Here is a 26,912-nt window from a genome sequence, read left to right on the forward strand (position 1 = left end):
GAGACTCAATCATGTTGACGGAAGGACATGCCGAAGTCAAAGCACCGTCCTTCCTCTCGTTTTCCCAGTGTGGGGCGTCACACACCCCACTTGACGATGCAGGCAATCAGGGGACCTCGAGCACGAATGCCTGGCTCTCCACGCCCGTCAGACCGATGCCCGCGGCGATGGGCGGGGCCAGCTCGTTGGGGACCCGCCAGGTCTGCCCGGTGGATTGGATCAGCACCACCGAGTAGCGCCCCTTGGGCAGCCCCTCCAGCCGCGCCGGCGGCCTGGTCGGGTCGCTGGCATCCAGGGCGGCTGCCTGCACGCCCACCACCAGTTCCTGTACGGGCACCGGCGTCATGATCGGTGCGCCAGTGCTCGGATTCGTGAGCGCGTTATAGAGCGAGTCCGTGGAGAGCCCCGCGGCCAGCACCACCAGGTCGGGTTTCTCGTCGCGGGTGCCGTCGGCGTGGACGTAGTCGGTGAAGCCGCTCTCGTCGAGGATGCCGTTGCGGTCCAGGTCGTTGTCCTCCAGGAGCCCGGGGCCTTCCGCCAGCTTGCGCACGACGACGCGCGGCCAGAGGTCCGCGGCACCGTCGCCGTTGGCGTCATCCGGGGCGCCGTCGCGATTGGCGTCCACGTAGCTGACGAGGAACGCCTTGTTGCGCTGCTCCACCGCGCCGACTTCGATGGTCTGCGGTGTCAGGCGCAGGAGCTTGGTCGGCGAGCCCGCGGTGATGGTGTGGTCCCCATTGAGGACGGTGACCTGGAAGGCGGGCCGGTCCACCGGAACCTGCGCGCTGGCCTGCGAGAAGCTCACCGTGATGTTGGTGAGGGGCTGGGGATTGCCGTCCGCGTCTTCGGTGACAATCAGCTTCAGGGGGATGCCGGTGCTGGGGTCCACCGCGGCGCCGCCGACGTCACCCGTGTTGGGCTCGCTGGTGACGCCGTACCAGGGATTGAAGTCGGAGAAGTGGCAGGGCACCACGCCGGCCTGGCAGGAGTTTACGTCGATGAAGCCTCGCAGCGTGTACTCACCCGCGGCCACGAGGCTCAGGGCGAAGGGCGCGGTGAAGGGACCGGGCGCGTCCGTGCCGAGCGCAGGGCCGAAGAGCTGCTCGGCCGGGATGACGGTGAAGGCGATGGGGCGGCCGGTGCCCTGCGGCGGCGGTGGCCGGGCCGCGTCGTAGATGAACACCACCGCGTTGCCGCGCGTGCGCGACTGCACGACGAGGCTGCCCTCGATGCGGGCGGAGCGGATGTTCTGCTGCCCGTCCGCGGTGGGGACCACCGAGGGGGATTCGCAGCCCGTGACGAGCAGGGACGCGGCGAGGACGCCTCCCAGCGACTGCTTCCAGGAAGGGAGGGTGCGGCTCATGGAGTCACCGTCAGCGTCGCGTAGACGCGTCGCTCGATGCGGTTGCCGAAAGGATGCTGGGAGTGCGCGCCGCCGAGCTGGCTGCCCACCAGCGCGACGTCCACCACGTTCTTCACCGCTGAGTAGCCGACGCGCGCGTTGATGACGGCGTGGGCGCCCAGCGGGTTGGAGGCGAGTTCGATGCGGGTGGGGTCCGACGCGGCGGGCTCGCGCTCAATCCAGGTGGTGGAGGAGGTGTAGGCCACGTCCACGCCGAACTCCAGCTCCGCCTTGGTGCGGTAGGTGATGCCGCCGTACAGCTTGAGCTGCGGTGCCTGGCTGCATGGCCCGCACGCCGCCTTGTCCTCCAGGTCCGACGTCACGTTCTGGAAGGCCGCGCTCGCCTTGATGCCCAGGCCGTCCACGGGGGCCAGGGTGAGGCCCGCCTCCGCGCCGCGCGCGGTGTAGATGGAGTCCTCGTTGACGAAGCGCGAGCGGCCGATGAGGTAGTTGCCCGTGGACGCGTCATACGACTCGCCCGGGGGCAGCCGCTCGAAGGCGGACAGGCCGATGAGGTCCTTCACCCGGTTCTGGTAGAGGGCCACGTCCCAGTCCATGCCCAGCTCCGCGGACTCGCCGCGCCAGCCCAGCTCGAACGCGGTGAGGCGCTCGGGGCGCAGCCCGGTGTTGCCGGTGGTGAGCGCGCTGGCGCCGTTGACGCCCTGTACGGGGACCAGCAGGCGCGTGTAGCTCTCCAGGAACGTCGGCTCGCGGAAGGCGGAGGCCGCGCTGATGCGGAACGCGTGGCCTTCAATGGGGATGAACAGCGCGGAGATGCGAGGCGAGTGCGCCAGGCCCGGCGTGCCGTTGTCCAGGAGCGGGTGCCGGTCCACGCGGTAGCTGGCGACCAGGCGCAGGGGCTCGGCCAGTCGCCACTCGTCCTGCACGAAGGCCGCGGCGTGGATCTCCTCGCGCAGCGGGCCCAGGTAGTCCCAGCCCACGCGCTTGAGGCGCCCCTCGACGCCCACGTTGAGCTGGTGCTCGCCGCCCAACTGGAAGGCGCGCGCGAAGAGCAGCTCCGCGTTGAAGAGGTTGGAGCTGATCTCCGTGCCCAGCGAGCGCTGGCCAATGGGCTCGTACTGGGGACCGGCGTTGCCGGAGATGTGGTTCCAGAACGTCTTCAGCTTGAGCGGCCCCAGCTCCACGTCGCCCTTGGCGTACGCGCCCAGGCCGTCAATGAAGTAGTTGCGCAGGAGGCCCAGCGGATAGATTTCCGTGGTGTAGCGGTGCACGCCGCCGGACAGGCCCACCTGCTTGCCTTCGCCGAAGCTGTACACGGCGGACAGGGTGCCGCGCGCGCCGCGCACGCCGATGTCCGGGTCCGGGTCTCGGAGCACGATGTCCGGACGGTCGCTGGCGTAGTCGCGGCTCCACTTGTCCGCCTGCGAGTACGCCACCGACGTGCGGTAGCGCAGCGCGCCCGCGTTGCCGTGGCTGAGGAACGAGCCCGCCACGCTGTTTCCGGTGCCGGCGGTGACGTTGAAGCGCGCGCGCGGGCCCGAGCCCGGGGCCTGGGTGATGATGTTGATGACGCCCAACATGGCGTTGGCGCCGTACAGCGCGCTGCCCGGGCCGCGGATGACCTCGATGCGCTCGATTTCGTCCAGGCCGATGGGGATGGTGGACCAGAGCGTCAGGCCGAGGAAGTCCTGGTACTCGGTGCGGCCGTCCACCAGCACGAGCACCTTGTTGGCGATGCGCTGGTTGAAGCCGCGCAGCGACACGTTGGCGCTGCCGATGCCCAGCGACATCACGTCCGCGCCAGGCACCCGGCGCAAGAGCTCCGGCAGGCTGGTGGCGCCCGACAGGCGGATGTCCTCGGAGGTGATGACCGTCGTCGCGTTGGGCGCTTCCAGCGAGGACTGGGCGCGGCGGCTCGCCGTCACGACGCGCTCCTCGTAGGGCACCGCGCCATCGTCGCCGTTCGCGGTCTCCGCGACGCCGGGCAGCGCGGACGGCACATACGTGGACGGCGTCGCGGTGCCCGTGCCCGTCGTGGGCATGGTCTCCGCGCGCTCAATCGCCTTCTCCAGCCGCTCCAGGAGCGCGCCCAACTGCTGCTGCGACTGGATGCTGGCGGGCGGGGGCGGCATGGGCAGCGCGGACTTGTCGGTCGACTCCGCCGTGGCCTCGTTCGCGCGCTGCTTCTCCTCGAGCGCGGCGATGGTGGCTTCGACGGAGGGCCCGTCCACCGGGCTGCTGGCGACGTAGCGCTTGTAGGCGTCGAGCGCCTCCGCCGTCCTGCCCGCGTCCTGGTACGCGCGGGCGATGTTGTAGAGGACGTTGGGGTGCGGCTTGATGGCGTAGGCCTGCTCCAGCTCGGCGATGCCCTCGTCGTAGTCCTTCTTGCCGATGAGGCTCATGCCGTTGCGGAAGTGGCGACGCGCTTCGAGACGTGCGTCCGCCAGGACCTGCGTCGCGCACAGACACAGCGCGAGCAGGCCCACTCGTTGAAGGGCTTTGAAGTGTCTCACTAGTACGGGTTGTCCTTGAATTTGTCGTTCGAGTCAGGGGCCCGCGGGGGACGGGGAGGACTCGACTTCTTCTTGAGCTTTTGGGTGACGGCCTGTTTGGTACCGGAGCCCACGGCGACGACGGTGACGGGCTGGTAGCCGTCCATTGAGAAGGTCAGCTCCGCGCGGGCGCTGCCATCATCGTCCAGGGGCACCTTGAGGTTCAGCGGCGTGGCGCCTTGGTCCCTGCCACGGTAGCGCACGCGCGCGCCGCTGGGCTCGCTGGTGATATCGAAGCGCACCGTCGGGCCATTGCCGGGCACGAGCGGCGCCAGCGCCAGCTCGTCGTCCGCGGAGCCCACGGCGGTGGACGCCGGGGTGTTCGCGGCGACAGGCTGCGTGGGGACGGCGGGCTGCTGCGTGGGGTGGGCCGGCGCTGTCGCCGTGATGGGGGGCGAGGCCAGGGGCTTGGGCATCGGCGTGGTGGGACGCAGGGCGAAGGCCAGCGCCACGGCGCCACCCAGCAGCAGCGAGCCTCCGAAGATGGCCAGCGGCATCAGGCTCTTGCCGGACTTCTCGGGCTGCTGCTCCTCGACGGCGATGTCCAGCGCCATGGTGCTGGGGCCGGAGCCGGGCGCGTTGATGGGGCCGCTGCGAGGACCGCTGCCGACGCCGGTGAGGCGGGGGCCGCTGAAGACGCCGCTGACGCCCACCGCGTGCGCGACGCGGCGCATGGCCTCCAGCACCTCGTCCATGGACTGGTAGCGCTCGACGGGGAGCTTCGCCATGCACTTCATCACCAGCGCTTCCACTTCGGCGGGCACGGCGTGGCCGGGCCAGATGGCGCCGAAGGCGGGGGGCGGCTCGTTGATGTGCTTGACGATGACGTCGATGCTCTGCGCCGCGAAGAACGGCGGCTGGCCCATCAGCATCTGATAGAGCACCACGCCCATGCTGTACACGTCGCTGCGCGGGTCGGCGATGTTGCGCGCCTGCTCCGGCGCCATGTACTGCGGCGAGCCGAGGATGATGCCCGCCTGCGTGAGCGACGTATCCTGCTGCGCGTCGGCTTCACCGATGAAGGACTTCACCAGGCCGAAGTCGAGCACCTTGACGATGTCGTGGTCCGTCTCCTGGTTGAGGACCATGACGTTGGCGGGTTTGAGGTCCCGGTGGATGAGGCCGACCTTGTGGGCCTCGCGCAGCGAGCGGGCGATCTGCTGCGTGATGTTGAGCGCGCGCGCCCACGGAATCGGCCCCACCTGCGTGAGCAGCTGGCCGAGCGTGAGCCCATCCAGGTACTCCATCGCGATGTAATAGATGCCGTCGTCCGTCTTGCCGTAGTCGATGACGGTGACGGTGTTCGGGTGGCGCAGCTTCGCGGTGACGCTGGCCTCCAGGAAGAAGCGCTTCTGGAAGCCCGGATCCTTGCCCTCGTCGTTGTAGTGAGGGTTGAGGACCTTCAGCGCGACGAGCCGATCCAACGGCGCCTGCATGGCCTTGTACACGCGGCCCATGCCACCGGCTCCCAGGGTCTCCAGGATGCGGAAGCGTTCGTTGAGGACCCGTCCCAGCAACGGGTCCACCATGTTGTCGGGTGGGGCGCCATTCGTCGGGGCGTTGCTTTCGATCATGTCTGCCCCCACCGACCGGGAAGGCACACGTCGCTCCGGTCGAACATGCGCTGGAATGCTAACACCGCAATCGTCCACTCCCCAAGCGACCTGCCAGGTTGGCGCAGTGCGCCAAACGCCGAGAAACCGGCCTGGGCGCGCCAAAGTCCGGCACCGGACATCGGTTGATACGAAGCGTGCGGCCCGTAGGACGGTTTGACCGTCAACGTGAGCGACTGGGAGTGTGAAACCCGCTTTCCCGAGATGTTTCGACATGTCTGGGGACGTCGCGCTGGAGCGGCCGAGCAAGCGGGAGCGCGTTAGGGTGGCGGCATGAGCGTCCACCTGACCGAGTTGCTTTCTTCCGCGCCGCCCTATCCGAGGCGGGTGGTGTGCATGACGGAGGAGACGACGGAGGTGCTCTACCGGATTGGGGCGGGGGAGCTGGTGGTGGGCGTGTCGGGCTTCACGGTGCGGCCTCCGGAGGCGCGCAAGAAGCCCCGGGTGTCGTCGTTCCTGGACGCGAACTTCGAGCGCATCCTGGAGCTGAAGCCGGATCTGGTGTTGGGGTTCTCCGACCTGCAGGCGGACATCGGCCGCGAGCTGGCCAAGCGCGGCGTGCCCGTGTACCTGTTCAACCAGCGCTCGCTCGCGGAGATATTGCAGACGGTGCGGGTGACGGGGGCGCTGGTGGGGCGCGCGGAGGCGGCGGAGAAGCTGGCCGCGGAGCTGACGGCGAACCTGGAGCGGCACGCGGAAGCAGCGGAGAAGCTGCCGCGCCGGCCGCGCATCTTCTTCGAGGAGTGGCACGAGCCGCTCATCTCCGGCATCCGCTGGTGTTCGGAGCTGGTGGAGCTGGTGGGCGGCGAGGACATCTGCCGCGAGTCGCGCGCGTCGCAGGGCGCGAAGGGGCGCATCTTCGAGCCAGAGGAGGTCGCCCGGCGCAACCCGGACGGCGTCATCGCGAGCTGGTGTGGCCGCAAGGCGAAGCGGGACAAAATCGCGGCGCGACCGGGCTGGTCCCAGGTGCGGGCGGTGCTGGATGATCAGCTCTACGAGGTGAAGAGCAGCCTCATCCTCCAGCCGGGGCCGGCGGCGCTGTCGGACGGCGTGGAGCGCCTGGCGCGCATCGTCTCGGCGGTGGCCCGAGGGGAGAAGCTGCCGGTGCCGAAGGGCGCGGACCTGCGCGGGGCGTGAGCCGGGCTCCTTCGGTTGAGAAGAACGGCGCCCATGCTGAGCGCCACAGGACACGCGACTCTGGAGGTGTGACGTGGAAGGGTTTCCGCTGCGGCTCAAGTGGCAGGGTTCAACGGCTGGCGAGTACAGCCGCGACGCGGTGGCGGGCACGGAGGGCAAGCCTGACCTGCTCGTGAGTTCGGGCACGAACTACGGCGGCAGTGACGCGCGCTGGAATCCGGAGGACCTGTTGGGCGCGTCGGTGGCGCAGTGTCACCTGCTCACGTTCCTGGCGCTGGCGAAGAAGCTGCGGCTGGACGTGCGCACCTACGACGACCAGGTGACGGTGTTCGTGGACACGGTGGAGAAGGTGAAGCGCGTGAACAAGGTGCGGCTCGCGCCGCTCATCCGCGTGGCGCCCGGCACGGACGTGGAGAAGGTGCGGGAGATGTTCGTGAAGGCGCACAAGTACTGCTTCATCGCCCAGAGCCTCAACGCCGAGGTGGTGATGGAGCCGACCATCGAAGCGCTGACGGCGGAGTAGGGCGTGTCCGTCACCGGTGTGCTTCGCGCGCGGTGTCCGGGGCGGCAGGGTTCGCCGCGCTTCGGCATGACGGGTGGTGTCGATTCGTGAGAAGCGTCTCCACCTCGCTGGGGGTGATTCGTGGAGCAGACGGTGAGCAAGCCGCCGCTGTACGTCTTCGTCATCTGTCCGAACAACAGTGGCAGCACGCTGCTGGTTCGGCTGCTGGCCACGTCGGACCAGGTCTCCGTGTTCGACTCGATGAACCACGAGGGGCAGTGGCTCGTGCACCGGGACGACCCGGAGGCGATGCCCGTTCCCGACACCGAGAGCGAGGAGCTGCGCAACTGGACGAGCAACGAAGCGAAGTTCGGAGACCCTCGGCGCTACCACTGGGAGCGCATCAAGGCCGTCTGGCACCGCGCGTGGGACTTGCGCAAGGCCGTGCTCGTGGAGAAGAGCCCGCCCATGGTGGTGGCCGCACCCCTGTTGCAGGAGCACTTCGCACCCGCGCGCTTCATCGTGTCCTGCCGCAATCCCTACGCCTTCGCCGAGGGCGTGCGCCGCAAGCGTGGCTACCCGCTCTCCACCGCGACGGCGCACTGGGTCCGCTCCAGTCGGTTGCAGTTGCGCAACCGCGCCGTGCTGCGCGACTCGCTCTTCTTCCGTTACGAAGACCTCTGCCAGTCTCCGGAGGCGACCGCCGCGCGCATCCTCGAACTCATCCCGGAGCTGGGGCGCCTGGATGTCAGCCGCGCCTTCGACATCATGGGCGAGCACAGCCCCATTCGGGACTTCAACGGGGACTCGCTGGGCCGCATGAGCGCGGAGGACCTCAAGGAGATCAACACCGCGCTCGCCGGGCATGAGGACGTGCTGGATGCGCTGGGGTACGAGCGCATCGAACCGCGCTGACGCCGCTAACGCGAGGCGTGGAGCAACCGCCTCATTCGCGCATAGGTCGGGATGCCGAGCGGCACCTCGATGTCGACGCGCCACGTCTCCTTCAGCGCTTCATGCACGGCGGCGGGCAGCTCCACGGAGTCGCCCACCCGGCCCGCGCGGACCTTGGTGGTCTGGAGCTCTGGTGGAAGCGCGGTCATCTGGTTGACGACGGTGGTCGTGGGATGGTCGTCGAACTGGTGCTCATGCGCATGCATGAACTCGAAGGTGGACTGGCGCGTCACCAGGGCGACCAGGTCGTCATCCACTGTCAGGCCCATGAAGGCGCCGATGCGGCGGACGGAGCCCGCGAGGTCCTCCTTCAGGTCCTCGTAGGACAGCAGGAGCACGTCCTCTCGCTCACGCACCCGCCACCAGGAGCGCAGGTGCTCCCAGTAGCGACCGAAGCGTGCGTCCTTCAGGAAGATGCCGAAGCAGAACTCCTCCACGGTGATGGAGTCGGGCTCGAACATCCATCCGTTCACGTAATGGTAGAAGGACGTCAGCGTGTCCGCTGGGTCTCTCATCACGTGGATGTACCGGCCCCCCTTGGGAATCCTTTCCCAGTGCAGATGGGTCTTGAAGGCTCGGGGGCTGGCGACCTGGGGTCCGGCGAGGTCGAGCCCGGGAAGCGGTGGACTCTCCAGCCAGGGGACGACGAGGGAGATCTCCTCGAAGTCCATGGAGCCTCTCGTGCGCAGTCCGTGGACGATTTGCTGTGTCCAGGTGGTGCCGCACTTGGGATACGTCGCGATCAGGATGTCGGTCGGCTCCAGCTTGAAGTCGGCCGGGGCGGTAATCGGTACTCGCCAGGCGCGCAGCGACTGCAGTTCTTGAAGTGACGTGGGCAGACGGGATGAAGGCTGACAGCGCGTGACGTCCGGCTCGCTCATGGGTGCCCCCTGGCGGGGCGACCGCCGTCCGGGACTCTACTTGCTGAATTGGGCGCAATCGTGTTCGAGCGCGTCATGCCAGACCGCGAGCTGCTCACGAGACACCTCGAGGCGCGCGAGCCATGCCTGGAAGTAGCGCTCCAGCTCGGCGGACCGGGGATGGGTTCCCTGGTGATGGCGGATGAAGTCCTTGTAGTTCTGGACCTTGTCGGCGCGGAGCATGTCGTTGACCTCGGGCTCCGTGCTGAGCGCGATGTCGCCAGGCCCCTTCAAGTCCGGTCGATGGGACAGTGCGGCATTGGCCGTCTGCCGATAGTCCAGCGCGAGCGCGAGGACGCGCGGGTCGTCACTCACACCGTCGATGGGTGGCAAGGAGAGGTCCGCCCCGGTGGCGAGCGCGTGGGCCCAGGCCTCGGCTCGCGCGTCATCCTCCTGAACCAGTGGGTGCAGACAGTACGCGCGTTGGGCGCGTTCGCTCGCGCCCAGGGCTCGGAGGACCCACAGTCCCTCGTCGATGTGGTGCAGGTATGGAATGCCAGAGCGTCGAGCGCGGCGCTCTCCATAGAACATCTGAATCGCGAGGTACTCGCGGGCATTCGCATCCATCCAGCGAGGATGTCAGTCGGCATTTCACGCCGCAATCCGAGGAGCCGTGCGATGAAGATGCTCGCAAGGAAGTCCGCGCATGCCAGGATGGCGGCGTGGCGCTCCCGCTGCTCGTCCTCATCGTCGTTCCGCTCACCCTGACCTCCCTCCAGGCGGAGCCCGTCGCCGAGACGCCGGCTCCCGTCGTCGCGTCTCCGGCGCAGGAGGAGGCTCGCGCGACAGAGGAAGGCGAGAAGGCACCGGCGGGGACGTCGGTGGAGCCCGCGTCGGCGCGTCCTCCGGGACTCTCCCAGGAGAACTACGAGGAGGCCCTCATCGTCGAGGCCCTGGCTCGACATGGCCGACAGATAGAGCCCTCTCCCGAGGGTCTGCCGCTGGCCGAAGTCCTCGTCGACACCGAGGAAGTGGTCGCGGAGAGCGACCCGTATCCGAACTTCCTCAACATGTTCCACATCCGCACCCGCGAGGAGGTCGTCCGGCGCGAGGTGTTGCTGCCACCAGGGCAGCCGTACGCCACGAGGCTCGCGGACGAGACGGCGCGCAACCTGCGCGGCCTGCGCTTGTTCTCCGTGGTGCGTGTCGTCCCCGTGAAGGGCAAGGTGCCTGGGACGGTGGCGCTGCTCGTCGTCACCAAGGACATCTGGTCGCTGCGCCTCAACAGTGACTTCTCCGCGGTGGGCTCGTTGCTCCAGTACCTCCGGCTCCAGGGCACGGAGCAGAACTTCCTGGGCCGGGGCAAGAAGCTGGCGCTCGACTTCACGCTGCGCCTGGACACGCTGAGCCTCGGCCAGAGCTACACCGACCCGCGCGTGCTCGGCAGCCGCTGGTCCTTGAGCGAGTCCATCGCGCTCATCATCGGCCGCGAGAGCGGCAAGGCGGAGGGCTCTCGGGGAAGCTTCTCCGTCAGCCGTCCGCTCTACTCGCTGTCCACGCCGTGGAGCATGAGCACGTCCGTCGCGTGGAACGTGGAGACCAATCGCGTCTACCGGGGCGCGGACATCTGGCAGCTCCCCTATCCCGAGGGGCCGACGGTGCCATACGTGTACCGGACCGAGGAGGTCGCGGGCGCGGCCTCGTACACGCGCTCGTATGGCCTGCGCTACAAGTTCAACGTGAGCGGCTCACTGGGCGCGTACCACTACGGTTACAACCCGCCGTCCTCGTCGATGCTGACGGAGGGACAGGCCGACTGGTTCCGCCGCAACTACCTGCCGCGCGCGGAGGACGCGGGCTACGCCTCGCTGTCCCTGCGCGCCTTCGAGGCCCGGTACGAGGTGCTGCGCGACGTGGACTCGTACGTGCTCTCGGAGGACTACCAGATGGGACACTGGGTCTCCGCGACGGTGCGCTACGCGCCTCCCGTGTTCGGGGACGACAATCACTTCACGGAGGCGGGGCTCGCGGCGCGCTACCGGCTGCGCTGGGGCGAGGCGCTCACCACCGTGTCCGCCTCAGGCGCCATCCGTCGACAGCTCGGTGTGGGCGCGACGTGGAACAACCGTCACTGGGCCGCGGAGCTGGCGCAGGTGTCGCCCAAGATTCTGGGAGGCCGCTTCGTCGCGCGCGGCCTGCTGGATGTGAACATCGATGACCTGTTCGACCGAATCACCCTGCTGGGCGGTGGCAATGGGCTTCGCGGCGCACCGGCGGATGAGTACTCCGGCAAGCGGATGTTGCTGGTGAACGTGGAGTACCGCACCGCGCCCGTCGTCATCAAAACGGTGCACGTAGGCGGGGTGCTCTTCCTCGACTCGGGCAGCGCGTTCAACGACAGACCGGACATGGTGACGTCGGTGGGCGCGGGCCTGCGCGTGCTGTTCCCCCAGTTCAACGTCATGCCGTTCCGCATCGACTTCGGCTACGTGCTCAATGGGGACCGTCCTCCCATCGGCAGCCGCTTCTCGCTCGCCGGTGGACAGGTGACGGACCTGCGGCCGAGCTTCCTCGACTCGCCGCTATAGGCGCGGCGGTCGCGCTCACTGCGATTTGCCCAACTCGGCGTGGTAGCGCCGATGCGCCACGAGTTGATGCCGGCCCACTCCTGGCAACGCGTCCGGCCCGCTGCATTCGCGCGGAGCCACCTCGAATCCCGCGGTGTCCTACGGCGGCTCGACGCGCAGCAGCTCGCGGAACAGCACCTCCGCCGCGTCGCGGAACAACTCACCCGACGCGAGCAACCCGCCGCAGTGATGCGGCTCGCGCGCCAGCGTCAGCGCCACCGTGCGCTTCAGCACCGCGTCCCAGAAGGGCTCGGAGCCCTCGGGCAAGAGGAACTCGCGGATGACGGCGCGAGGCCACGGAATCACCGTCGTCGGGTCCGCGTCACTCAGCGACGTGAAGCAGTCCAGGTCGATGTCGAGCAACACCTGGTCCGCGCGCTCCAGCACCTCCCGCACCGCGTCACCGGGCGCGGGGTGATTCCACGCCTCGGACGCCCGGTCCACGGTGGTCACCGACACCAGCCGGTGAGGGCGGCCCCGCGTGTCCACATAGGTGTCTCCCGCGAAGGAGCCCCGGGGCCGCGTCCTCGCCACCAGCAAGGCGTCTCCCACCAGCCCCGCCTCCATGGCCGCGAGGATGTGGTCGTAGTTGCGCACGTCCAACGACCAGCGGGCGTGCTCGTCCAGCGCGCGCAGTCCCGCCGAGCGGTCCGGCACCTTCCCGGGCTCTCTGGGCACCACCACGTCCAGGTGCCTGTCGAGCGTCACCAGGAGGGCAGGGGAGCCCGACTCCCCGAGCGCGCACGCCCACGAGGGGAGGGCCAGCCGATGGGGGTCGAAGACATAGGCGTCCGTGGGGCCTCGCCCGCCTCCCAGCCCCAGGCGGATGATGCCCGCCAGCCTCAGGTGGCGCAGGGCGTCGTCTTCGGTCTCCATCCCTCGGGAATCCTCACGTCCGTTGTGGGTTTGCTCAGCTTGCGCGGCGGCCGAGTGTAGGCTTCCCCGCACCTTTCCGTGAAAGGAGCCCCGCCACCGGCGGGATTTCGACGACCCATGCGCCAGGTACTTACCGCCGCGCTCCTCTTCGTGAGCACGTCCGCACTCGCCCAGGAGATGAAGCCCCTACCCATGTCCCAGACGGAGCGAAAGCAAGACACCTTCCTGCGACAGCTCGCGGAGACTCGCAACTTCTCGAGTGGCCGCCCGGTGGGCGTGCGCGTCACCCCGGACGAGAAGCAGGTCCTCTTCCTTCGCACCCAGGCCACCTCCAACGTGCAGACGCTCTACGCGTTCGACGTGGAGTCCGGTCAGACGAAGGAGGTCCTCACCCCCGAGGCCATTCTCAAGGGCTCCGACGAGACGCTCACCCCCGAGGAGAAGGCCCGCCGCGAGCGCATGCGCGTCAGCGCCCGAGGCTTCACCTCGTACCAGATTTCAGATGACGGCACGCGACTGCTCGTCCCCCTGTCCGGCCGCCTCTACGTGGTGGAGCGCGCCAGCGGCAAGGTGACGGAGCTGAAGACGGGCCCCGGCGTGTTGGACCCGCGCTTCTCCCTGGACGGCAAGCAGGTGGCCTATGTCCGGGACAATGACGTCTACCGAATCGACGTCGCCGCCAACAAGGAGCAGCGAGTCACCAAGGGCGGCTCCGACGCGAAGTCGAACGGCGTGGCCGAGTTCGTCGCCCAGGAGGAGATGAGCCGCTTCTCCGGTTACTGGTGGAGCCCCGACGCGAAGTCGGTGGCCTACACCGAGTCCGACACCGCCGAGGTGGAGAAGCTCACCATCGTCGACGTGATGCACCCCGAGCGCGGCGGCGAAATCTTCGCCTATCCCCGCCCTGGCAAGCCCAACGCCAAGGTGCGCCTGGGCGTCACCCCCGTCACCGGCGGAAAGACGACGTGGGTCCAGTGGGATTCGGCGAAGTACCCGTACCTGGCCACCGTGACGTGGCCGAAGGGCGCCCCGCTCACCATCCTGGTGCAGAACCGGGTGCAGACCGAGCAGCAGCTGCTCGCGGTGGACCCCGCCACGGGCAAGACGCGCGAGCTGCTGGTGGAGAAGGACTCCGCCTGGCTCAACCTGGAGCAGGACTTCCCGCTGTGGCTCGAGGATGGCAGCGGCTTCCTCTGGTACACCGAGCGCAACGGTGGCCCCGAGGTGGAGCAGCGCAAGGCGGACGGCTCGCTGGAGCGCAGCGTGGTGAAGCCGGACGCGGGCTTCCGCAACCTGTCGCGCTTCGTCCAGAAGGACCGCACCCTCTACTTCAACGGCGGCCCCAACCCCACGCAGAGCGCGCTGTGGCGCGTGAAGGCGGGCGGCGCGCCGGAGCGCGTGACGGGCAACAAGGACGGCATCGAAGGCGGCTCCGCCTCACGCGACGGCAACGTGCTCGTCGTCAACGGCTCCAGCCTGAAGACCATGAGCCGCACCCAGGTGCTGCGCGCGGATGGGACGAAGGTGGGCGAGCTGCCCGAGGTGGCGCAGGAGCCGCCCTTCATCCCCAACACCGAGGTGCGGCAGGTGGGCCCCAAGCGCTTCTGGGCCTCCATCACCCGCCCGCGTGACTTCAAGCCGGGCAAGAAGCTGCCCGTCATCGTCGAGGTCTACGGCGGCCCCACCACCACCGTCGTCCACCACAGCATGGCGGCGCACCTGATGCCGCAGTGGATGGCGGACCACGGCTTCCTCGTCGTGAAGTTCGACGGGCGCGGCACCCCGCTGCGCGGCGCCGCCTGGGAGCGCGAGGTGAAGTACGACTTCGCCACCATCACCATTGAAGACCAGGCAGCCGCCATCCAGGAGCTGGCCAAGGAGCTGCCGGAAATCGACATCAACCGCGTGGGCATCGAAGGCTGGAGCTTCGGTGGCTACATGGCCGCGCTCGCCGCCCTCAAGCGCCCGGATGTCTTCAAGGCCGCGGTGGCCGGCGCCCCGGTGGTGGACTGGCTCGACTACGACACGCACTACACCGAGCGCTACCTGGGCCTGCCCCAGGAGCACCCGGAGGCGTACGAGAAGAGCTCGCTCCTCACCTACGCGAAGACGGACAAGCCCATCGGCAAGCTGCTGCTCATCCACGGCACCGCGGATGACAACGTGTACTTCTTCCACACGCTCAAGCTCAGCGACGCGCTCTTCCGCGCCGGCAAGCCGCACGACTTGCTGCCGCTCAGCGGCCTGACGCACATGGTGCCGGACCCGCTGGTGAAGGAGCGCCAGTGGGAGCGCATCATGGACCACTTCAAGAAGAACCTCTGATGTGAGGCTCGGGGCTCCGGGCGTTCGCGCCCGGGGCCTTCCCCGTACCCCGCAAAAGCAAGAGGCCCGCTTCCCTCAACTCCAGGGGCGGGCCTCCGTTCATCGGCCCCCCGCGGGGAAGGGCCAGGACCTACGACGACGTTTCAGCCCGCGCGGACGTTCTGCGCCTGCAGGCCCTTGGGGCCGCGGGCCACTTCGAACTCCACCTTCTGGCCCTCGGCGAGGGTGCGGAAGCCATCCATGTTGATAGCGGTGTGGTGACAGAACACGTCCTCACCTCCGCCGTCCTGGGTGATGAAGCCGAAGCCCTTCGCGTCGTTGAACCACTTCACGGTACCGGTTGCCATTGCACTTCCTTCAGTCTCGCGGGGCGACGTGTGAGAGCCGCCCGTTCTTCCCGCCCCCCGACGACCGGGAGACAATGTCCAGTTGTAGTGAAGCGCCTGCCTGGAAGTCCAGCCAGCGACCTGGAATGCCCGAGTTGCACTGAGCTCGGGCCTCCCTGGCAAGTCGCGGCGCGGCGCGTCACCTACAACCCAGACATCAAGGAGAAGGCGTCAGACGTCGAGGAGCAGGCGCTCCGGGTCCTCGATGCATTCCTTCACGCGCACGAGGAACTGGACGGCCTCGCGGCCATCGATGAGCCGATGGTCGTAGGTGAGGGCGACATACATGATGGGGCGGATGACAATCTGCCCGTCGCGGACGACGGCGCGGTCCACGATGTTGTGCATGCCCAGGATGCCCGTCTGAGGCGGGTTGATGATGGGCGTGGACAGCATGGAACCGAAGATGCCGCCGTTGGTGATGGTGAAGGTGCCGCCCTGGAGGTCGGCCAGGCCCAGCTTGTCGTTGCGAGCCCGGGTGCCCAGGTCCGCGACGCCCTTCTCCAGCTCCGCCAGGGACAGCTTGTCCGCGTTGCGCAGCACGGGGACGACGAGGCCGCGGCTGCCGCTCACCGCCACGCCGATGTCGTAGTAGTGCTTGAAGATGACGTCTTCGCCGTCAATCTCCGCGTTGACCTGCGGGAAGGCCTTGAGGGCCTCAATCGAGGCGCGGACGAAGAAGCTCATGAAGCCCAGCTTCACGCCGTGCTTCGCCTGGAACTTCTCGTTGTACTTCTTGCGCAGCGCCATCACCTCGCCCATGTCCACCTCGTTGAAGGTGGTGAGCAGGGCGGCGTTGGACTGGGCCTGGATGAGGCGCTCCGCCACGCGCTTGCGCAGGGGCGTCATGCGGACGCGCTCCTCGCGGGCGGCGTTGGGGCGGGGGCCCGCGGGCTGGGCGGGGGCGGCGGGCTGGGAAGGCGCGGCCGGGCGGTTGAGCTGACCGAGCACGTCCTCCTTGGTGATGCGGCCCGCGGTGCCGCTGCCCTTCAGCTGGGTGACGTCCAGCTTGTTCTCCTCCGCCACCTTCCGGGCGGTGGGCGTCATCCGCGCGTCCGCGCCAGCATCGGCGGGAGCCGAGGCGACGGGGGCCGGGGTGGGCGCGGCGGCGGGGGCAGCAGCCGCGGCGGGCTTCGCGGCGGGAGCGCCGGCACCGGCACCGGCCTCGGTGATGAGGCCGAGCACGTCACCCACGCGCACCTTGTCGCCCTCCTTGAAGGCGACGCTGGCCAGGGAGCCGGCCGAGGGCGAGGGCACGTCGATGGTGACCTTGTCGGTCTCCAGGACGACGAGCGGCTCGTCCGCGGACACCGCATCACCCTGCTTCTTGTTCCACTTGCCGACGACCGCTTCGGTGATGGACTCGCCCAGCGGCGGCACTTTCAGTTCAACGGCCATTCTTGGTCCCTCGGAAGATGGCTTCCTCGATGATGAGCTGCTGCTCGATTTCGTGAGTCTTGGGGAAGCCGGTTGCGGGGCTGGCGGCCTCCGCGCGGCCGATGTAGCCCAACTTCACCTGCTGCTGCGAGCGCGACGACGCCAGGTCGTGCAGTCGCGGGAACATGAAGTGCCACGCGCCGGCGTTCCGGGGCTCCTCCTGCACCCAGAAGACCTCCGCGAGCTTCGGCAGCTTGCCCACCAGGTTGGCCAGCTCGTCGAAGGGGAACGGGTAGAGCTGCTCCAGCCGGACGATGGCGATGCTGTTGTCCTTGCGCTCGTCCCGGGCCTTCACCAGGTCGTAATAGACCTTGCCGCTGCACAAGAGCAGCCGCGTCACGCCCTCGGGCGCGACCTTGTCCAGGATGACCTCCTGGAACCCACCGGTGGCCAGCTCCTCCAGCTTGCTCGTCGCCTCCGGCCGGCGCAGCAGGCTCTTGGGCGACATGATGACCAGGGGCTTGCGCACGGGGCGCAGCACCTGACGGCGCAGCAGGTGGAAGATCTGCGCGGGCGTGGTGGGGTAGCAGACCTGGATGTTGTCCTCGGCGGACAAGTCGAGGAAGCGCTCCAGACGCGCGCTGGAGTGCTCGGGGCCCTGGCCCTCGTAGCTGTGCGGGAGCAGCAGGGTGATGCCGCTGAGCCGGCGCCACTTGCTCTCCGCCGCCGCGATGAACTGGTCGATGATGATCTGCGCGCCGTTGGCGAAGTCACCGAACTGGGCCTCCCAGATGGTGAGGCCGTCCGGCACGTCCAGGCTGTAGCCGTACTCGAAGCCCAAGACGCCCATCTCCGACAGGGCGCTGTTGACGACCTGGAAGCTGGCGCGGCCCGTGGAGAACTGCTTGAGCGGCGTGTACTCCTCGCCCGTCTGCACGTCGTGCAGCACCGCGTGGCGGTGGCTGAACGTGCCGCGCTCGCAGTCCTGGCCGGACAGGCGCACCGGGTGGCCGTCCGCGAGCAGGGTGGCGTAGGCGAGCGTCTCGCCCTCGCTCCACTGCAGCTCCTCGCTGTCCAGCATGCCCAGGCGCTTCTTGATGACGGTGCGCTCCACGTCGCGGTGGACGTGGAAGCCCTCCGGCACCGTGCACAGCCGCTGGAGCGCTTCGCGCAGCTTCGCCTTGTCCACGCGGGTGGCGACCTGGGGCGCGTTCTTCACCGAGCCGCCCTGGTAGGGCTTCCACAGGCCCTCCAGCGCGTTGGGCTCCTTGAACTGGCTCTCCTCGCGTGCGCGGACGAGCGCCGCGTCGAACTCCTGGAGGCAGCGCTGCTTGATGGCCTCCGAGTCCTCCGCCGAGATTCGCGACTGCTCCGCCAGCGTCTTCGCGTAGAGCGTGCGCACCGTCGGGTGCTTGCGGATGATGTCGTACATCGCCGGCTGGGTGAAGGACGGGTCGTCACCCTCGTTGTGGCCGTAGCGGCGGTAGCAGATGAGGTCGATGACCACGTCGCTGTGGAACGTCTGCCGGTACTCGGCCGCCAGCCGCGCCACGTGGACGCACGCCTCCGGGTCATCTCCATTCACGTGGAAGATGGGGATGTCCAGCATCTGCGCGATGGCCGTCGCGTAGATGGAGGAGCGGGAGTCATGCGGGTCGGTGGTGAAGCCGACCTGGTTGTTGATGACGACGTGGATGGTGCCGCCGGTGGCGTAGCCCCTGAGGCCGGACAGGTTGAGCGTCTCCGCGACGACGCCCTGGCCCATGAAGGCCGCGTCGCCGTGGATGAGCAGGGGCATGACGCCCACGCGCTCGGTGTCCCCGCCGCGCTCCTGCTTGGCGCGCACGCGGCCCTCCACCACCGGATTGACGGCCTCCAGGTGGCTGGGATTGAAGGCCAGCGACAGGTGGACATTCTTCCCCTGGCGCGTGGTGTGGTCCGACGAGAAGCCCATGTGGTACTTCACGTCGCCGCGACCCAGGTACGCCTTGGGGTCCTTGGGGCCGTCGAACTCGCTGAAGATCTGGCTGGGCTGCTTGCCCAGGATGTTCGTCAGCACGTTGAGGCGGCCGCGGTGGGCCATGCCGATGACGACTTCCTTCAGGCCCATGCTGGCGCCGACCTCGGCGATGGCATCCAGCATGGGGATGAGCGCCTCGCCACCGTCCAGGCTGAAGCGCTTGGCGCCCACGTACTTGGTGTGGAGGAAGTTCTCGAAGCCCTCCGCGTAGGACAGCTTCGTCAGGATGTGCCGCTGGTCCTCCACGGAGAAGTCCGTGCGGTTCTCGCTGTGCTCCATCCGCTGCATCAGCCAGCGGCGGCGCTGGCTGTCGAGGATCTGCATGACCTCCACGCCGATGCTGCCGGTGTACGTCTTGTGCAGGCGCGACAGCAGCTCTCCGAGCTTCACGCGCTGCTGCGGGAAGGTGTTGCTGCTCTCCACCTCCTGCTCACGCTCGCGCGCGGAGAAGTGGCTGTCGTCCACCATGCCCACGTCCGCGACGTGCTCCAGCGCCGGGCGCGGGCGGCCCAGCGGATCCAGACTGGCGCGCAGGTGGCCGCGCAGGCGGAAGGCGAACAGCGCCTGGTCCACCTTCGACTGCAGCTCCAGCGCCTGGGCCTGCGCCGTGCTCGCGGGCGGGACAGCGGCGGCCGCCGGCGCGGGCGGCTGGGCGGTGGCAGAAGCCTTGCCATTGGCCTTGCCCGCGGGTGCGGCGGGAGTGGGGGCCTCCAGCAGCTTCGCGTTGAAGATGGGACGGCCGGCACCATCGTTTCGCTCGAACACCTCGCGCCAGCTTGCATCCACGCTGGCGGGGTCCTCGAGATAGCGGGCGTAGAGCCCCTCGATGAAGTCGATGTTGGCGCCGGAAAGGAACGTGTCCTGGAAGTTCGCCATGGCGGTGTCGTCTTTTACTGGAAGGCCGCCCCGTTGGGGGTTTTTCGTGAACGCGGCTTCACTGCCTGGGATGGGAAGACCCCGACACCCAGGGACTCCGGGGCCCCCTTTCGTCCCGTTTCAACCGAAAGGAGTGCTAGACAGCGCGCTCCGCACCCCTTCCTCTCCCCACGAGGCCGCCGCACATGCTGCTCCAGGGCAAGAAGCTGCTCATCACCGGGGTCCTCACGCCCCAGTCCCTCGCCTTCGGCATCGCCGAGCACGCGCTCGCACAGGGGGCGGAAATCGTCCTCACTGGTTTTGGCCGGGCGAAGTCCCTCACCGAGCGGAGCGCCAAGCGCCTCAAGGCGGGCACCGAGGTGTTGGAGCTGGATGTGACGAACCCCGCCCACTTCACGGCGCTCACGGAGTCACTCAAGCAGCGCTGGGGCCGGGTGGACGGGGTGCTGCACAGCATCGGCTATGCCCCGGACGACGCCCTGGGCGGCAACTTCCTCAACACGCCCTGGGAGAGTGTCCAGACGGCGTTCCGCATCTCCGCGTTCTCCCTCAAGGAGCTCGCCGTGGCGTGCATGCCGCTGATGCCCCCGGGCGGCTCCATCGTCGCGCTGGACTTCGACAACCAGAACGTGGCGTGGCCCATCTATGACTGGATGGGGGTGTGCAAGGCCGCGCTGGAGTCCACCGCGCGCTACCTGGCGCGGGACCTGGGCCCCAAGGGCATCCGGGTGAACATCCTGGCCGCCGGTCCCCTGGCCACCATGGCCGCCAAGGGGATTCCGGGCTTCAAGGCGCTGGAGCAGGGCTGGGGCAAGCAGGCCCCCCTGGGCTGGAACTCCAAGGAGAGCCACGACATGGTGTCCAAGACGGCCTGCGCCCTGCTGTCGGACTGGTTGCCCTCCACCACGGGCGAAATGATCCACGTGGACGGTGGCTATCACGCCATTGGCGCACCGCCGGTGGACCTCAAGGCGGACGAGGGCGCGGAGCCCGCCGCCTCCAAGCCGCCGAGCGAGTAGGCCCGGGGAGGCAAACCCCGAGGTCATCCGACACCTGCCCGCCTGCTGTCACGGCGGGCGGTCCCCCCCGCTATCTACCGTGTGAGCCCTCACGGTAGAGTCTCCAACGTTTCGTGAGGGTGTCCCGCCGCGTGGGCGAGCCTTTGCGCAGGAGCCGTGGCACCGTGAGCACCAACAGCACCAAGGTCTTGCTGGTGGACGACAGCCCGACCGTTCGGAACATCGTCAAGATCTACCTCATGAACCTCCGAGTGGAGGCGCTGGAGGCGGATGACGCCACTCGGGCATTGAAGATCCTCAATCTGGTCCCCGTGAATCTGGTCATCGCGGACATCAACATGCCGGGGATGGACGGCATCACCTTCGTCAAGGAGGTGCGGGCCAGCAAGAACGCGCAGCTTCGCAGCGTGCCAATTCTCCTGCTAACGGCGGAGAAGAGCGTGGACCTGCGCCAGCGCGGCACGGAGGCGGGCGCCAACGCCTTCATCCAGAAGCCGGTGTCCCACCACGAGTTGACGGAGACCGTCCGTCAGTTCCTGTCCAAGGCCTGATGCCGTGAGCCTGCCGTCCCTGCTGCTCGTCGACGACAGCGACGCCATCCTGGCGCTCGAGCGCGCCATCCTCTCCGGGCACTACACCATCCACACGGCGAGCAACGGCCGCGAGGCGCTGGAGAAGGTCTCCCGCCTGCGGCCAGCCGCGGTGTTGTTGGACCTGTCCATGCCGGAGATGGACGGCGACGAGGTCCTCCAGCGGATGAAGTCCGACGCCGCCACGGTGGACATCCCCGTCATCATCATCTCCTCGGAGAAGTCCCGGGCGGAGGCGTGCATCGGGCTGGGGGCGGAGACGTTCCTGGCCAAGCCCTTCCGCGCGGACGAGCTGCTGCACGCGGTGGGTGAGGCGCTGGCGAACTCGCGGCGACGCGCGCGCACCGGCTCCCTCCTGGTGTTGCGGGTGACGGTGGGCACGCTGGAGTTCGCGGTGCCGCTGGATTCGGTACGCGAGGTGCTGCTGCACCCGGCGACGCGGCCGTTGCCCACGGCGCCCTCGTATTTGCGCGAATACGTGGAGGTGCGGGGCGAGGCGCTGTGCGTGCTGGACGTGGCGCGGCGCCTGAGCGTGGAGCACTCGCTGCCGCGCGTGGAGCGGATGCTGGTGGTCATCCAGGTGGATGGGGTGGCGCTGGCGCTCGCGGTGGACACGGTGAAGGACCCGGAGGAGTACGCGGCGACGGACATCGACCGGCGCGAGCGCGTGGGCGGCGCGGACCACGGCCCGCTGCGCGAGGGGCTCATCGGCATGCTGCGCTCGGGCGGCCACCTGCTGCCCATCCTGGACCCGAGGGTGTTCGTCGCGCGCGGATTGCTGCGTGAGCTGCCCCGGATGGTCGAGGCCGCGGAGGCTGGACGGAGCGCATGAGCGCAGAGCTCGACCCGCGGCTTCTGACCCGAGCGCGGGAGGTGGTGTCATCCATCACCGGCTTCCGCGACGACGCCATCGCCAACGAGGCGATGGAGCGCGTCGTGCGTGGAGAGCTGGCGCGTGGCCGCTCGTCCGCGGACCTGCTGGGGGAGTTGCTGTTTCCCCACTCGACGCTGTCCGGCACGTTGGTGCGCGCGGCGCTGGTGGGGGAGACGTACTTCTTCCGTCAGCCCGAGCACTTCCGCTACCTCTCTCACGTCGGCGTGCCCGCGGCCATGCGCCGGGGCGTGCTGGCGCTGCGGGGTTGGAGCGCGGGCTGCGCCACGGGTGAAGAGGCGTACTCGCTGGCCGCGGCGCTGCATGCCTCGGTGCCCCACGGCTTCGCGGTGGAGGTGGTGGGCACGGACCTGCACGAGGCCAGCCTGGAGACGGCGCGGCGCGCCACCTACGGCACCTGGTCCCGGCGCGAGTCGGCGCCCCGCTTGTTCCCGCTCTACCTGGACGGCGCGGACCGGCAGGTCACCATCCTGCCCGTCATCCGGCGCATCACCTCCTTCGCGCAGTCCAACCTCCTGGCGCCGCTGCCCGAGCGGCTGGGCCGCTTCGACTTCATCTTCTGCCGCAACGTGCTCACCTACTTCTCCCTCGCCGCGCGGGAAGCGGCCATCGCCCTGCTGGCCCGGGCGCTCAATCCTGGCGGGCTGCTCTTCCTGGGGGCCGTGGAGGCGGACCGGGTGCCCGCGGGCATGGTTCGCGAGGGCACGCCGGAGCTGCAGACGTTCCGGCTCCTGGGGCCGGGGGAGGGCACCACGCCCCCGCCCGTGCCGCGCTTCGTGGAGCGCGCCGCGCCGCCCCCGCCGCTCATCCGTCGCCCCAAGGTGACGCCGGTGCCGGTGCGCGTCGAGGTGACGCCGCCGCCCCCGCCCGCGCGGCTGCACCTGACGGCGCTGGAGCGAATCGAGGAGGGTGACGTGGATGGTGCGTCGGCGGTGCTGGAGTCGCTGGTGCGACAGGCGCCGGACTATCTGCCGGGACTGCTGGAGCTGGCGCTGTTGCGCGAGCGCTCTGGGGCGCGTGAGGCGGCGGTGCCGCTGATGCGTGCCCTGCGGGTGCGCGCCGAGCGCCTTCCACCAGACCATCTCGTGGACGGGCCGGAGGCCCTTCCGGCGCGGTTCTATCAGGCGTCCGCTGACGCCTACCTCAACCTGGGGGCGCTCGAATGAAGATCCTTCCTCGGAACATGGAGGAGGCTCAGGAGCAGGAGGCGGCGGAGCTGCTGGAGCGGCGCGCGTCACGGCTTCGGGAGCAGGCGGAGACGACCGTCGAGGAGGCGGTGCACTGGATCGCCGAGTTCCCCCTGGGCGAGGAGCGCTACGCGCTCTCCCTGGAGATGCTCCGCGCCGCGCTGCCCCTGCGCATGGTGACGCCGGTGCCCCTGTCCGCGCCTCACGTCGTTGGCGTATTGCGCTTCCAGGGTCAGGTGCTCTCCGCGCTCAGCCTCGCGTCCATGCTGGGTGGCCACGGCTGGCGGCAGGACCCGGCGGTGCTGCTGGTCGTGGACAGAGGCGACGGCGAGCTGTGCGCGCTGGACTGCGAGGCCATTCCCCGGCCCACCACGTTGCCCGCGAGCGTGGTGGAGTCAGCGCGCGTGCGCGCCGAGGGGCCGGTGATGGAGGTCTTCACCCAGGACCGCCAGCTCATCCACCTCATCGACCTCAAGCGCCTGTTCACCACGCGCTCGTCGGGAGGACGCAATGCCCGTTGACCCGATGCTGCAAGGGCTCGTCACGGGCTTCGCCGTGGAGGCCCAGGAGGTCATCCAGAAGGTCACCATGGACCTGCTGGAGCTGGAGCGCGAGGGCCTGGATGCGACCGCGCTCGCCAAGCTCTACGTCCGGCTGGGCCGGCACCTGCACACCCTCAAGGGCAGCGCCTCCAGCCTGGGCCTCCAGGATTTGGGCGACATCGCCCACAAGCTGGAGGACGCGCTCGCGCCGCTGAAGGCCAGCTCGCGCAAGATGCCCCGGTCCGTGGTGGACGTGCTGCTGCACGGCCTGGACCTCTTCATGCTGCGCGCCCAGGCCCACGCGGACGGGCGGGGTGACGCGCTGCCGGACCCGGCCGCCGCGCTGGCGCAGCTCGTGGCGGAGGGGCCCGCGCCGGAGACGGTGGGGGCGCCGTCGGCGGGCCAGGCTCCTTCGGCTTCGCCCGCGGAGCCCGCGACGCCCGAGGAGAGCGCGCTGGTGGAGTCCGCGTCGGCGCTGAACCAGGACGCGCAGCCGGAGTCGGCGGACACGGGCTGGCGCGTCAGCGTGCGGCAGGTGACGTCGCTGATGCGCGAGGTGGAGCGGCTGCGCGAGGTTCGCCTGCGCGTGGAGGAGCGAGGCCGCGAGCTGGACCGCGCGGTGACGGTGCTGGCCAAGCAGGGGCTGCTGGCGGAGACGGCCGAGGCCCGCACGCTGCTCGCCGGCACGTCGCGCCTCTTGCGCACCGACGGCGAGGAGACGAGCGACATCGTCGACGCACTGGAGGAGGGCCTGAAGGCCATCACCACGCGCCCGGTGCGCACGATTCTGGATCCGCTCCAGCGCATGGTGCGGGACTTGTCGCGCCAGCTGGGCAAGGAGGCCCGGCTGTCCGTGGTGGGCTCCGAGCTGTCGCTGGACAGGCGCCTGTTGGAGAAGCTCCAGGGCGCGCTGGTGCACCTGCTGCGCAACGCGGTGGACCACGGCCTGGAGCTGCCGGCCCAGCGCGAGAAGGCGGGCAAGCACCAGGAGGGCGCGCTCACGCTGCGCATCGAGCAGCAGGGCAACCTGCTCTTCCTGGAGTGCTCGGACGACGGCGCGGGCATCGACGTGATGCGCGTGCGCAAGGTGGCCGAGTCGCGCGGCGTCGTCACCTCCGACGAGGCGGAGCGGCTCAACGAGAACCAGGTGCGAGACCTCATCTTCCGCCCGGGCTTCAGCACCCGCAGCGACGTGACGGATACGTCCGGCCGGGGCGTGGGTCTGGACGCGGTGCGCGCGTCGGTGGAGGCGCTGCAGGGCCGCATCGAGGTGAACAGCACGCCGGGGCAGGGCACGCGCTTCGTGATGACGCTGCCGGTGGACCTGGGCAGCTCGCCGGTGCTGGTGGTGCGCGCGCTGGAGCAGCTGGTGGGCCTGCCGATGCTGGCGGTGGAGGCCACGCAGCTGGCGCGCGCGGACTCGCTGCGCATCGGCAAGCGCAAGGCGCACCTGGAATACCAGGGGCAGCTGTTGCCGGTGGTGGACCTGGGCGCGCGGCTGGGCTTGAGGGCCCTGGCGCCCCCCGCGGAAGGCCAGCCGCTGCTCATCGTCCAGAGCGGTGGCAAGCGCGTGGCGCTGGGCGTGGACGCGGTGGTGGGAGACCGTGATTTGGTCATCCGCCCGCTGCCGTCCGAGGTGCGGGACGTGCCCGCGTGGCAGGGCGCGGCGACGCTGAGCCGGGGTGAGCTGCTGCTCATCTGCCGGCCGGACTGGCTGGTGACGGAGTCGGGGCAGGCGACGGTGGCCGCGCAGCGCCGGGCGCTGGTGGTGGATGACTCGCTCACCGCGCGAGCGCTGCACCGGGCGATGCTGGAGGCGGGTGGCTTCAGCGTGCACCTGGCGGCCAGCGGCGCACGCGCCTTGGACCGACTGGCGACGGACACGTACGACGTCGTCATCTGCGACCTGGACATGGAAGAGATGGACGGAACACAGCTCATCGCCCGCCTGCGCGAGAAGAAGGAGACGTCGTCGTTGCCCGTCATCCTCGTCTCCGCGCATGACAGTGCCGCCGCGCGGGAGCGGGGCATGGCGGCGGGCGCGGATGGCTATCTCAGCAAGCGCGAGTGTGCCGCGGGTCGGCTCCTCGCCGAGGTGCTCGACGTGATGAGTCGCAGGGGAGGGCGCGCGTGAACACCCGTCGTACCATTCGCGTGCTGGTGGTGGACGACTCGCCCACCATGGCCAATACGCTGACGGCCCTGCTCACCGAGGACTCTCGCATCGAGGTCGTCGGTCGGGCCGGGGACGGCAACCGCGCCGTGCAGCTCGCGCGGTTGCTCCGTCCGGATGTCATCACCATGGACCTGCTGCTGCCGGGCCTGGACGGGCCGGCGGCCATCGCGGCCATCATGTCCCAGTCCCCCGCGCGGGTGATTGTGGTGAGCGCCGTGGCGGAGCAGCGAGGCGTGGACCTGGGCTTTCAAGCGATGAGCGCCGGCGCGCTGGAGCTCATCGGCAAGCCCAACGTCACCAACGTGGAGGAGCTGCGCCGCTGGGGCCGCGACCTGGCCCACTCGGTGTGCCTCATGGCGGAGGTGCCTGTCATCTCCCGCCGCCAGCGCACCAACTCCGTGACGCCGCCGCCCATCGGCGCGCGGGTGGACGTCTTCGGCGTGGTGGCCTCCACGGGAGGCCCGCCCGCGCTGGCGGAGCTGCTGTCCAAGCTGCCCAAAGACTTGCCGGTGCCCATCCTCATCGCCCAGCACATCACCGTGGGCTTCACCCAGGGCATGGTGCGCTGGCTGTCCCAGGTGACGCCGCTGACGGTGGACGTGGCCCGTGACGGCGAGCGGCTGGAGCCGGGCCGGGTGTACTTCCCGCAGGACGGCCAGGACTTGCTGGTGGACTCCGCGGGCCTCGCGCGCATGCAGCGCAGCCGGGGCGGCCCCTGTCCCAACGGTGACGTGCTGCTGTCGTCGCTGGCCTCGGCGTTCGGCCGGCGCAGCGGCGGCGTGGTGCTCACCGGCATGGGCGAGGACGGCGCGCGGGGCCTGTTGGCCATCCGCAACGCCGGGGGCGTCACCTTCTCCCAGGACGAGGCGACGTCCGTCGTCTATGGAATGCCGCGCGCGGCGCTGGAGCTGCGCGCGACGGACCAGGGCGTGCCGTTGGCCTCGGTGCCGGACCTCATCCTCCAGAGCTGCATCCCCCCCAACTTCCGCTCCGGTGGGCGCGGAGAGGGCGGGGTGGGCAAGTGACCTTGCCCGTGCA

At 69.3% G+C, this 26,912-nt stretch carries 21 protein-coding genes; 12 read left to right on the forward strand and 9 right to left on the reverse strand.

Annotated elements, in window-relative coordinates; all coding sequences use genetic code 11:
* Nucleotides 1-106 precede the first annotated feature (106 nt).
* From ACN469_RS39780 to ACN469_RS39790, 3 genes are read right to left on the reverse strand one after another with little or no spacing between them, the layout of a single operon-like run.
* Nucleotides 107-1,363 (reverse strand): hypothetical protein, encoded by a 1,257-nt coding sequence (locus ACN469_RS39780; protein WP_498776955.1) that lies wholly within the window; start codon nt 1,361-1,363, stop codon nt 107-109.
* A complete protein-coding gene (locus ACN469_RS39785) occupies nt 1,360-3,876 on the reverse strand; it encodes a TonB-dependent receptor domain-containing protein (RefSeq protein ID WP_498776957.1) in 2,517 nt (838 codons plus the stop codon). The genes ACN469_RS39780 and ACN469_RS39785 overlap by 4 nt, the downstream gene beginning before the upstream one ends.
* Nucleotides 3,876-5,489 carry a serine/threonine protein kinase gene (locus ACN469_RS39790; RefSeq protein WP_498776959.1) on the reverse strand — a complete coding sequence of 538 codons (1,614 nt, stop codon included), beginning with the start codon at nt 5,487-5,489 and terminating at the stop codon, nt 3,876-3,878. The genes ACN469_RS39785 and ACN469_RS39790 overlap by 1 nt, the downstream gene beginning before the upstream one ends.
* A 312-nt stretch (nt 5,490-5,801) precedes the next feature.
* On the opposite strand from ACN469_RS39790, the gene ACN469_RS39795 reads away from it, so the two are divergent.
* The 3 genes from ACN469_RS39795 to ACN469_RS39805 all read left to right on the forward strand — a co-directional run bounded on the left by ACN469_RS39795 (nt 5,802) and on the right by ACN469_RS39805 (nt 8,082).
* A complete protein-coding gene (locus ACN469_RS39795; protein WP_498776961.1) occupies nt 5,802-6,665 on the forward strand; it encodes an ABC transporter substrate-binding protein in 864 nt (287 codons plus the stop codon).
* Nucleotides 6,666-6,738: 73 nt separating this feature from the next.
* Complete coding sequence (locus ACN469_RS39800; protein WP_498776963.1) at nt 6,739-7,188, forward strand: OsmC family protein; 450 nt, start codon at nt 6,739-6,741, stop codon at nt 7,186-7,188.
* Nucleotides 7,189-7,320: 132 nt separating this feature from the next.
* The gene (locus tag ACN469_RS39805) at nt 7,321-8,082 is read left to right on the forward strand and encodes a sulfotransferase (protein ID WP_498776965.1); all 762 of its coding nucleotides are present in this window, start codon (nt 7,321-7,323) and stop codon (nt 8,080-8,082) included.
* Between the two features lie 5 nt (nt 8,083-8,087).
* Here ACN469_RS39805 and ACN469_RS39810 read toward each other — a convergent pair whose 3' ends face one another.
* On the reverse strand, nt 8,088-9,002 hold the full coding sequence (locus ACN469_RS39810) for a sulfotransferase domain-containing protein (RefSeq protein WP_498776966.1): 915 nt from the start codon (nt 9,000-9,002) through the stop codon (nt 8,088-8,090).
* A gap of 36 nt (nt 9,003-9,038) precedes the next feature.
* The gene (locus ACN469_RS39815; RefSeq protein ID WP_498776968.1) at nt 9,039-9,608 is read right to left on the reverse strand and encodes a hypothetical protein; all 570 of its coding nucleotides are present in this window, start codon (nt 9,606-9,608) and stop codon (nt 9,039-9,041) included.
* A gap of 95 nt (nt 9,609-9,703) precedes the next feature.
* Here ACN469_RS39815 and ACN469_RS39820 point away from each other — a divergent pair, with 95 nt between their 5' ends.
* Entirely contained in the window at nt 9,704-11,569 is a 1,866-nt protein-coding gene (locus ACN469_RS39820) for a BamA/TamA family outer membrane protein (protein ID WP_498776970.1), read from the forward strand.
* A gap of 138 nt (nt 11,570-11,707) precedes the next feature.
* On the opposite strand, the gene ACN469_RS39825 is transcribed toward ACN469_RS39820, so the two are convergent.
* Entirely contained in the window at nt 11,708-12,484 is a 777-nt protein-coding gene (locus tag ACN469_RS39825; RefSeq protein ID WP_498776972.1) for a hypothetical protein, read from the reverse strand.
* Between the two features lie 117 nt (nt 12,485-12,601).
* Between ACN469_RS39825 and ACN469_RS39830 the strand changes: the two genes are divergently transcribed.
* Complete coding sequence (locus tag ACN469_RS39830) at nt 12,602-14,809, forward strand: DPP IV N-terminal domain-containing protein (protein ID WP_498776974.1); 2,208 nt, start codon at nt 12,602-12,604, stop codon at nt 14,807-14,809.
* Nucleotides 14,810-14,952: 143 nt separating this feature from the next.
* On the opposite strand, the gene ACN469_RS39835 is transcribed toward ACN469_RS39830, so the two are convergent.
* The 3 genes from ACN469_RS39835 to ACN469_RS39845 all read right to left on the reverse strand — a co-directional run bounded on the left by ACN469_RS39835 (nt 14,953) and on the right by ACN469_RS39845 (nt 19,468).
* Nucleotides 14,953-15,156 carry a cold-shock protein gene (locus tag ACN469_RS39835; RefSeq protein ID WP_498776976.1) on the reverse strand — a complete coding sequence of 68 codons (204 nt, stop codon included), beginning with the start codon at nt 15,154-15,156 and terminating at the stop codon, nt 14,953-14,955.
* 210 nt (nt 15,157-15,366) lie between these two features.
* Nucleotides 15,367-16,593: a 2-oxoglutarate dehydrogenase complex dihydrolipoyllysine-residue succinyltransferase gene (gene odhB, locus ACN469_RS39840; protein WP_498776978.1), complete on the reverse strand. Its 1,227-nt coding sequence runs from the start codon at nt 16,591-16,593 to the stop codon at nt 15,367-15,369.
* The gene (locus tag ACN469_RS39845) at nt 16,583-19,468 is read right to left on the reverse strand and encodes a 2-oxoglutarate dehydrogenase E1 component (protein ID WP_498776980.1); all 2,886 of its coding nucleotides are present in this window, start codon (nt 19,466-19,468) and stop codon (nt 16,583-16,585) included. The genes odhB and ACN469_RS39845 overlap by 11 nt, the downstream gene beginning before the upstream one ends.
* A 185-nt stretch (nt 19,469-19,653) precedes the next feature.
* Between ACN469_RS39845 and fabI the strand changes: the two genes are divergently transcribed.
* From fabI to ACN469_RS39880, 7 genes are all read left to right on the forward strand, one after another.
* Nucleotides 19,654-20,487 carry an enoyl-ACP reductase FabI gene (gene fabI, locus ACN469_RS39850; protein WP_498776982.1) on the forward strand — a complete coding sequence of 278 codons (834 nt, stop codon included), beginning with the start codon at nt 19,654-19,656 and terminating at the stop codon, nt 20,485-20,487.
* Between the two features lie 164 nt (nt 20,488-20,651).
* Nucleotides 20,652-21,038, forward strand: coding sequence for a response regulator (locus tag ACN469_RS39855; protein WP_498776984.1), 387 nt, complete (start codon nt 20,652-20,654; stop codon nt 21,036-21,038).
* Between the two features lie 4 nt (nt 21,039-21,042).
* Nucleotides 21,043-21,909 (forward strand): response regulator, encoded by an 867-nt coding sequence (locus ACN469_RS39860; protein WP_498776986.1) that lies wholly within the window; start codon nt 21,043-21,045, stop codon nt 21,907-21,909.
* The gene (locus ACN469_RS39865) at nt 21,906-23,135 is read left to right on the forward strand and encodes a CheR family methyltransferase (protein ID WP_498776988.1); all 1,230 of its coding nucleotides are present in this window, start codon (nt 21,906-21,908) and stop codon (nt 23,133-23,135) included. The genes ACN469_RS39860 and ACN469_RS39865 overlap by 4 nt, the downstream gene beginning before the upstream one ends.
* On the forward strand, nt 23,132-23,677 hold the full coding sequence (locus ACN469_RS39870; protein ID WP_498776990.1) for a chemotaxis protein CheW: 546 nt from the start codon (nt 23,132-23,134) through the stop codon (nt 23,675-23,677). Before ACN469_RS39865 ends, ACN469_RS39870 begins: the two co-directional genes overlap by 4 nt.
* On the forward strand, nt 23,667-25,832 hold the full coding sequence (locus ACN469_RS39875; RefSeq protein WP_498776992.1) for a hybrid sensor histidine kinase/response regulator: 2,166 nt from the start codon (nt 23,667-23,669) through the stop codon (nt 25,830-25,832). Before ACN469_RS39870 ends, ACN469_RS39875 begins: the two co-directional genes overlap by 11 nt.
* On the forward strand, nt 25,829-26,899 hold the full coding sequence (locus tag ACN469_RS39880) for a chemotaxis protein CheB (RefSeq protein WP_498776994.1): 1,071 nt from the start codon (nt 25,829-25,831) through the stop codon (nt 26,897-26,899). The genes ACN469_RS39875 and ACN469_RS39880 overlap by 4 nt, the downstream gene beginning before the upstream one ends.
* Nucleotides 26,900-26,912: the final 13 nt, after the last annotated feature.

The organism is Corallococcus terminator (assembly GCF_049194865.1).
Classification (GTDB): Bacteria; Myxococcota; Myxococcia; order Myxococcales; family Myxococcaceae; genus Myxococcus; species Myxococcus terminator_A.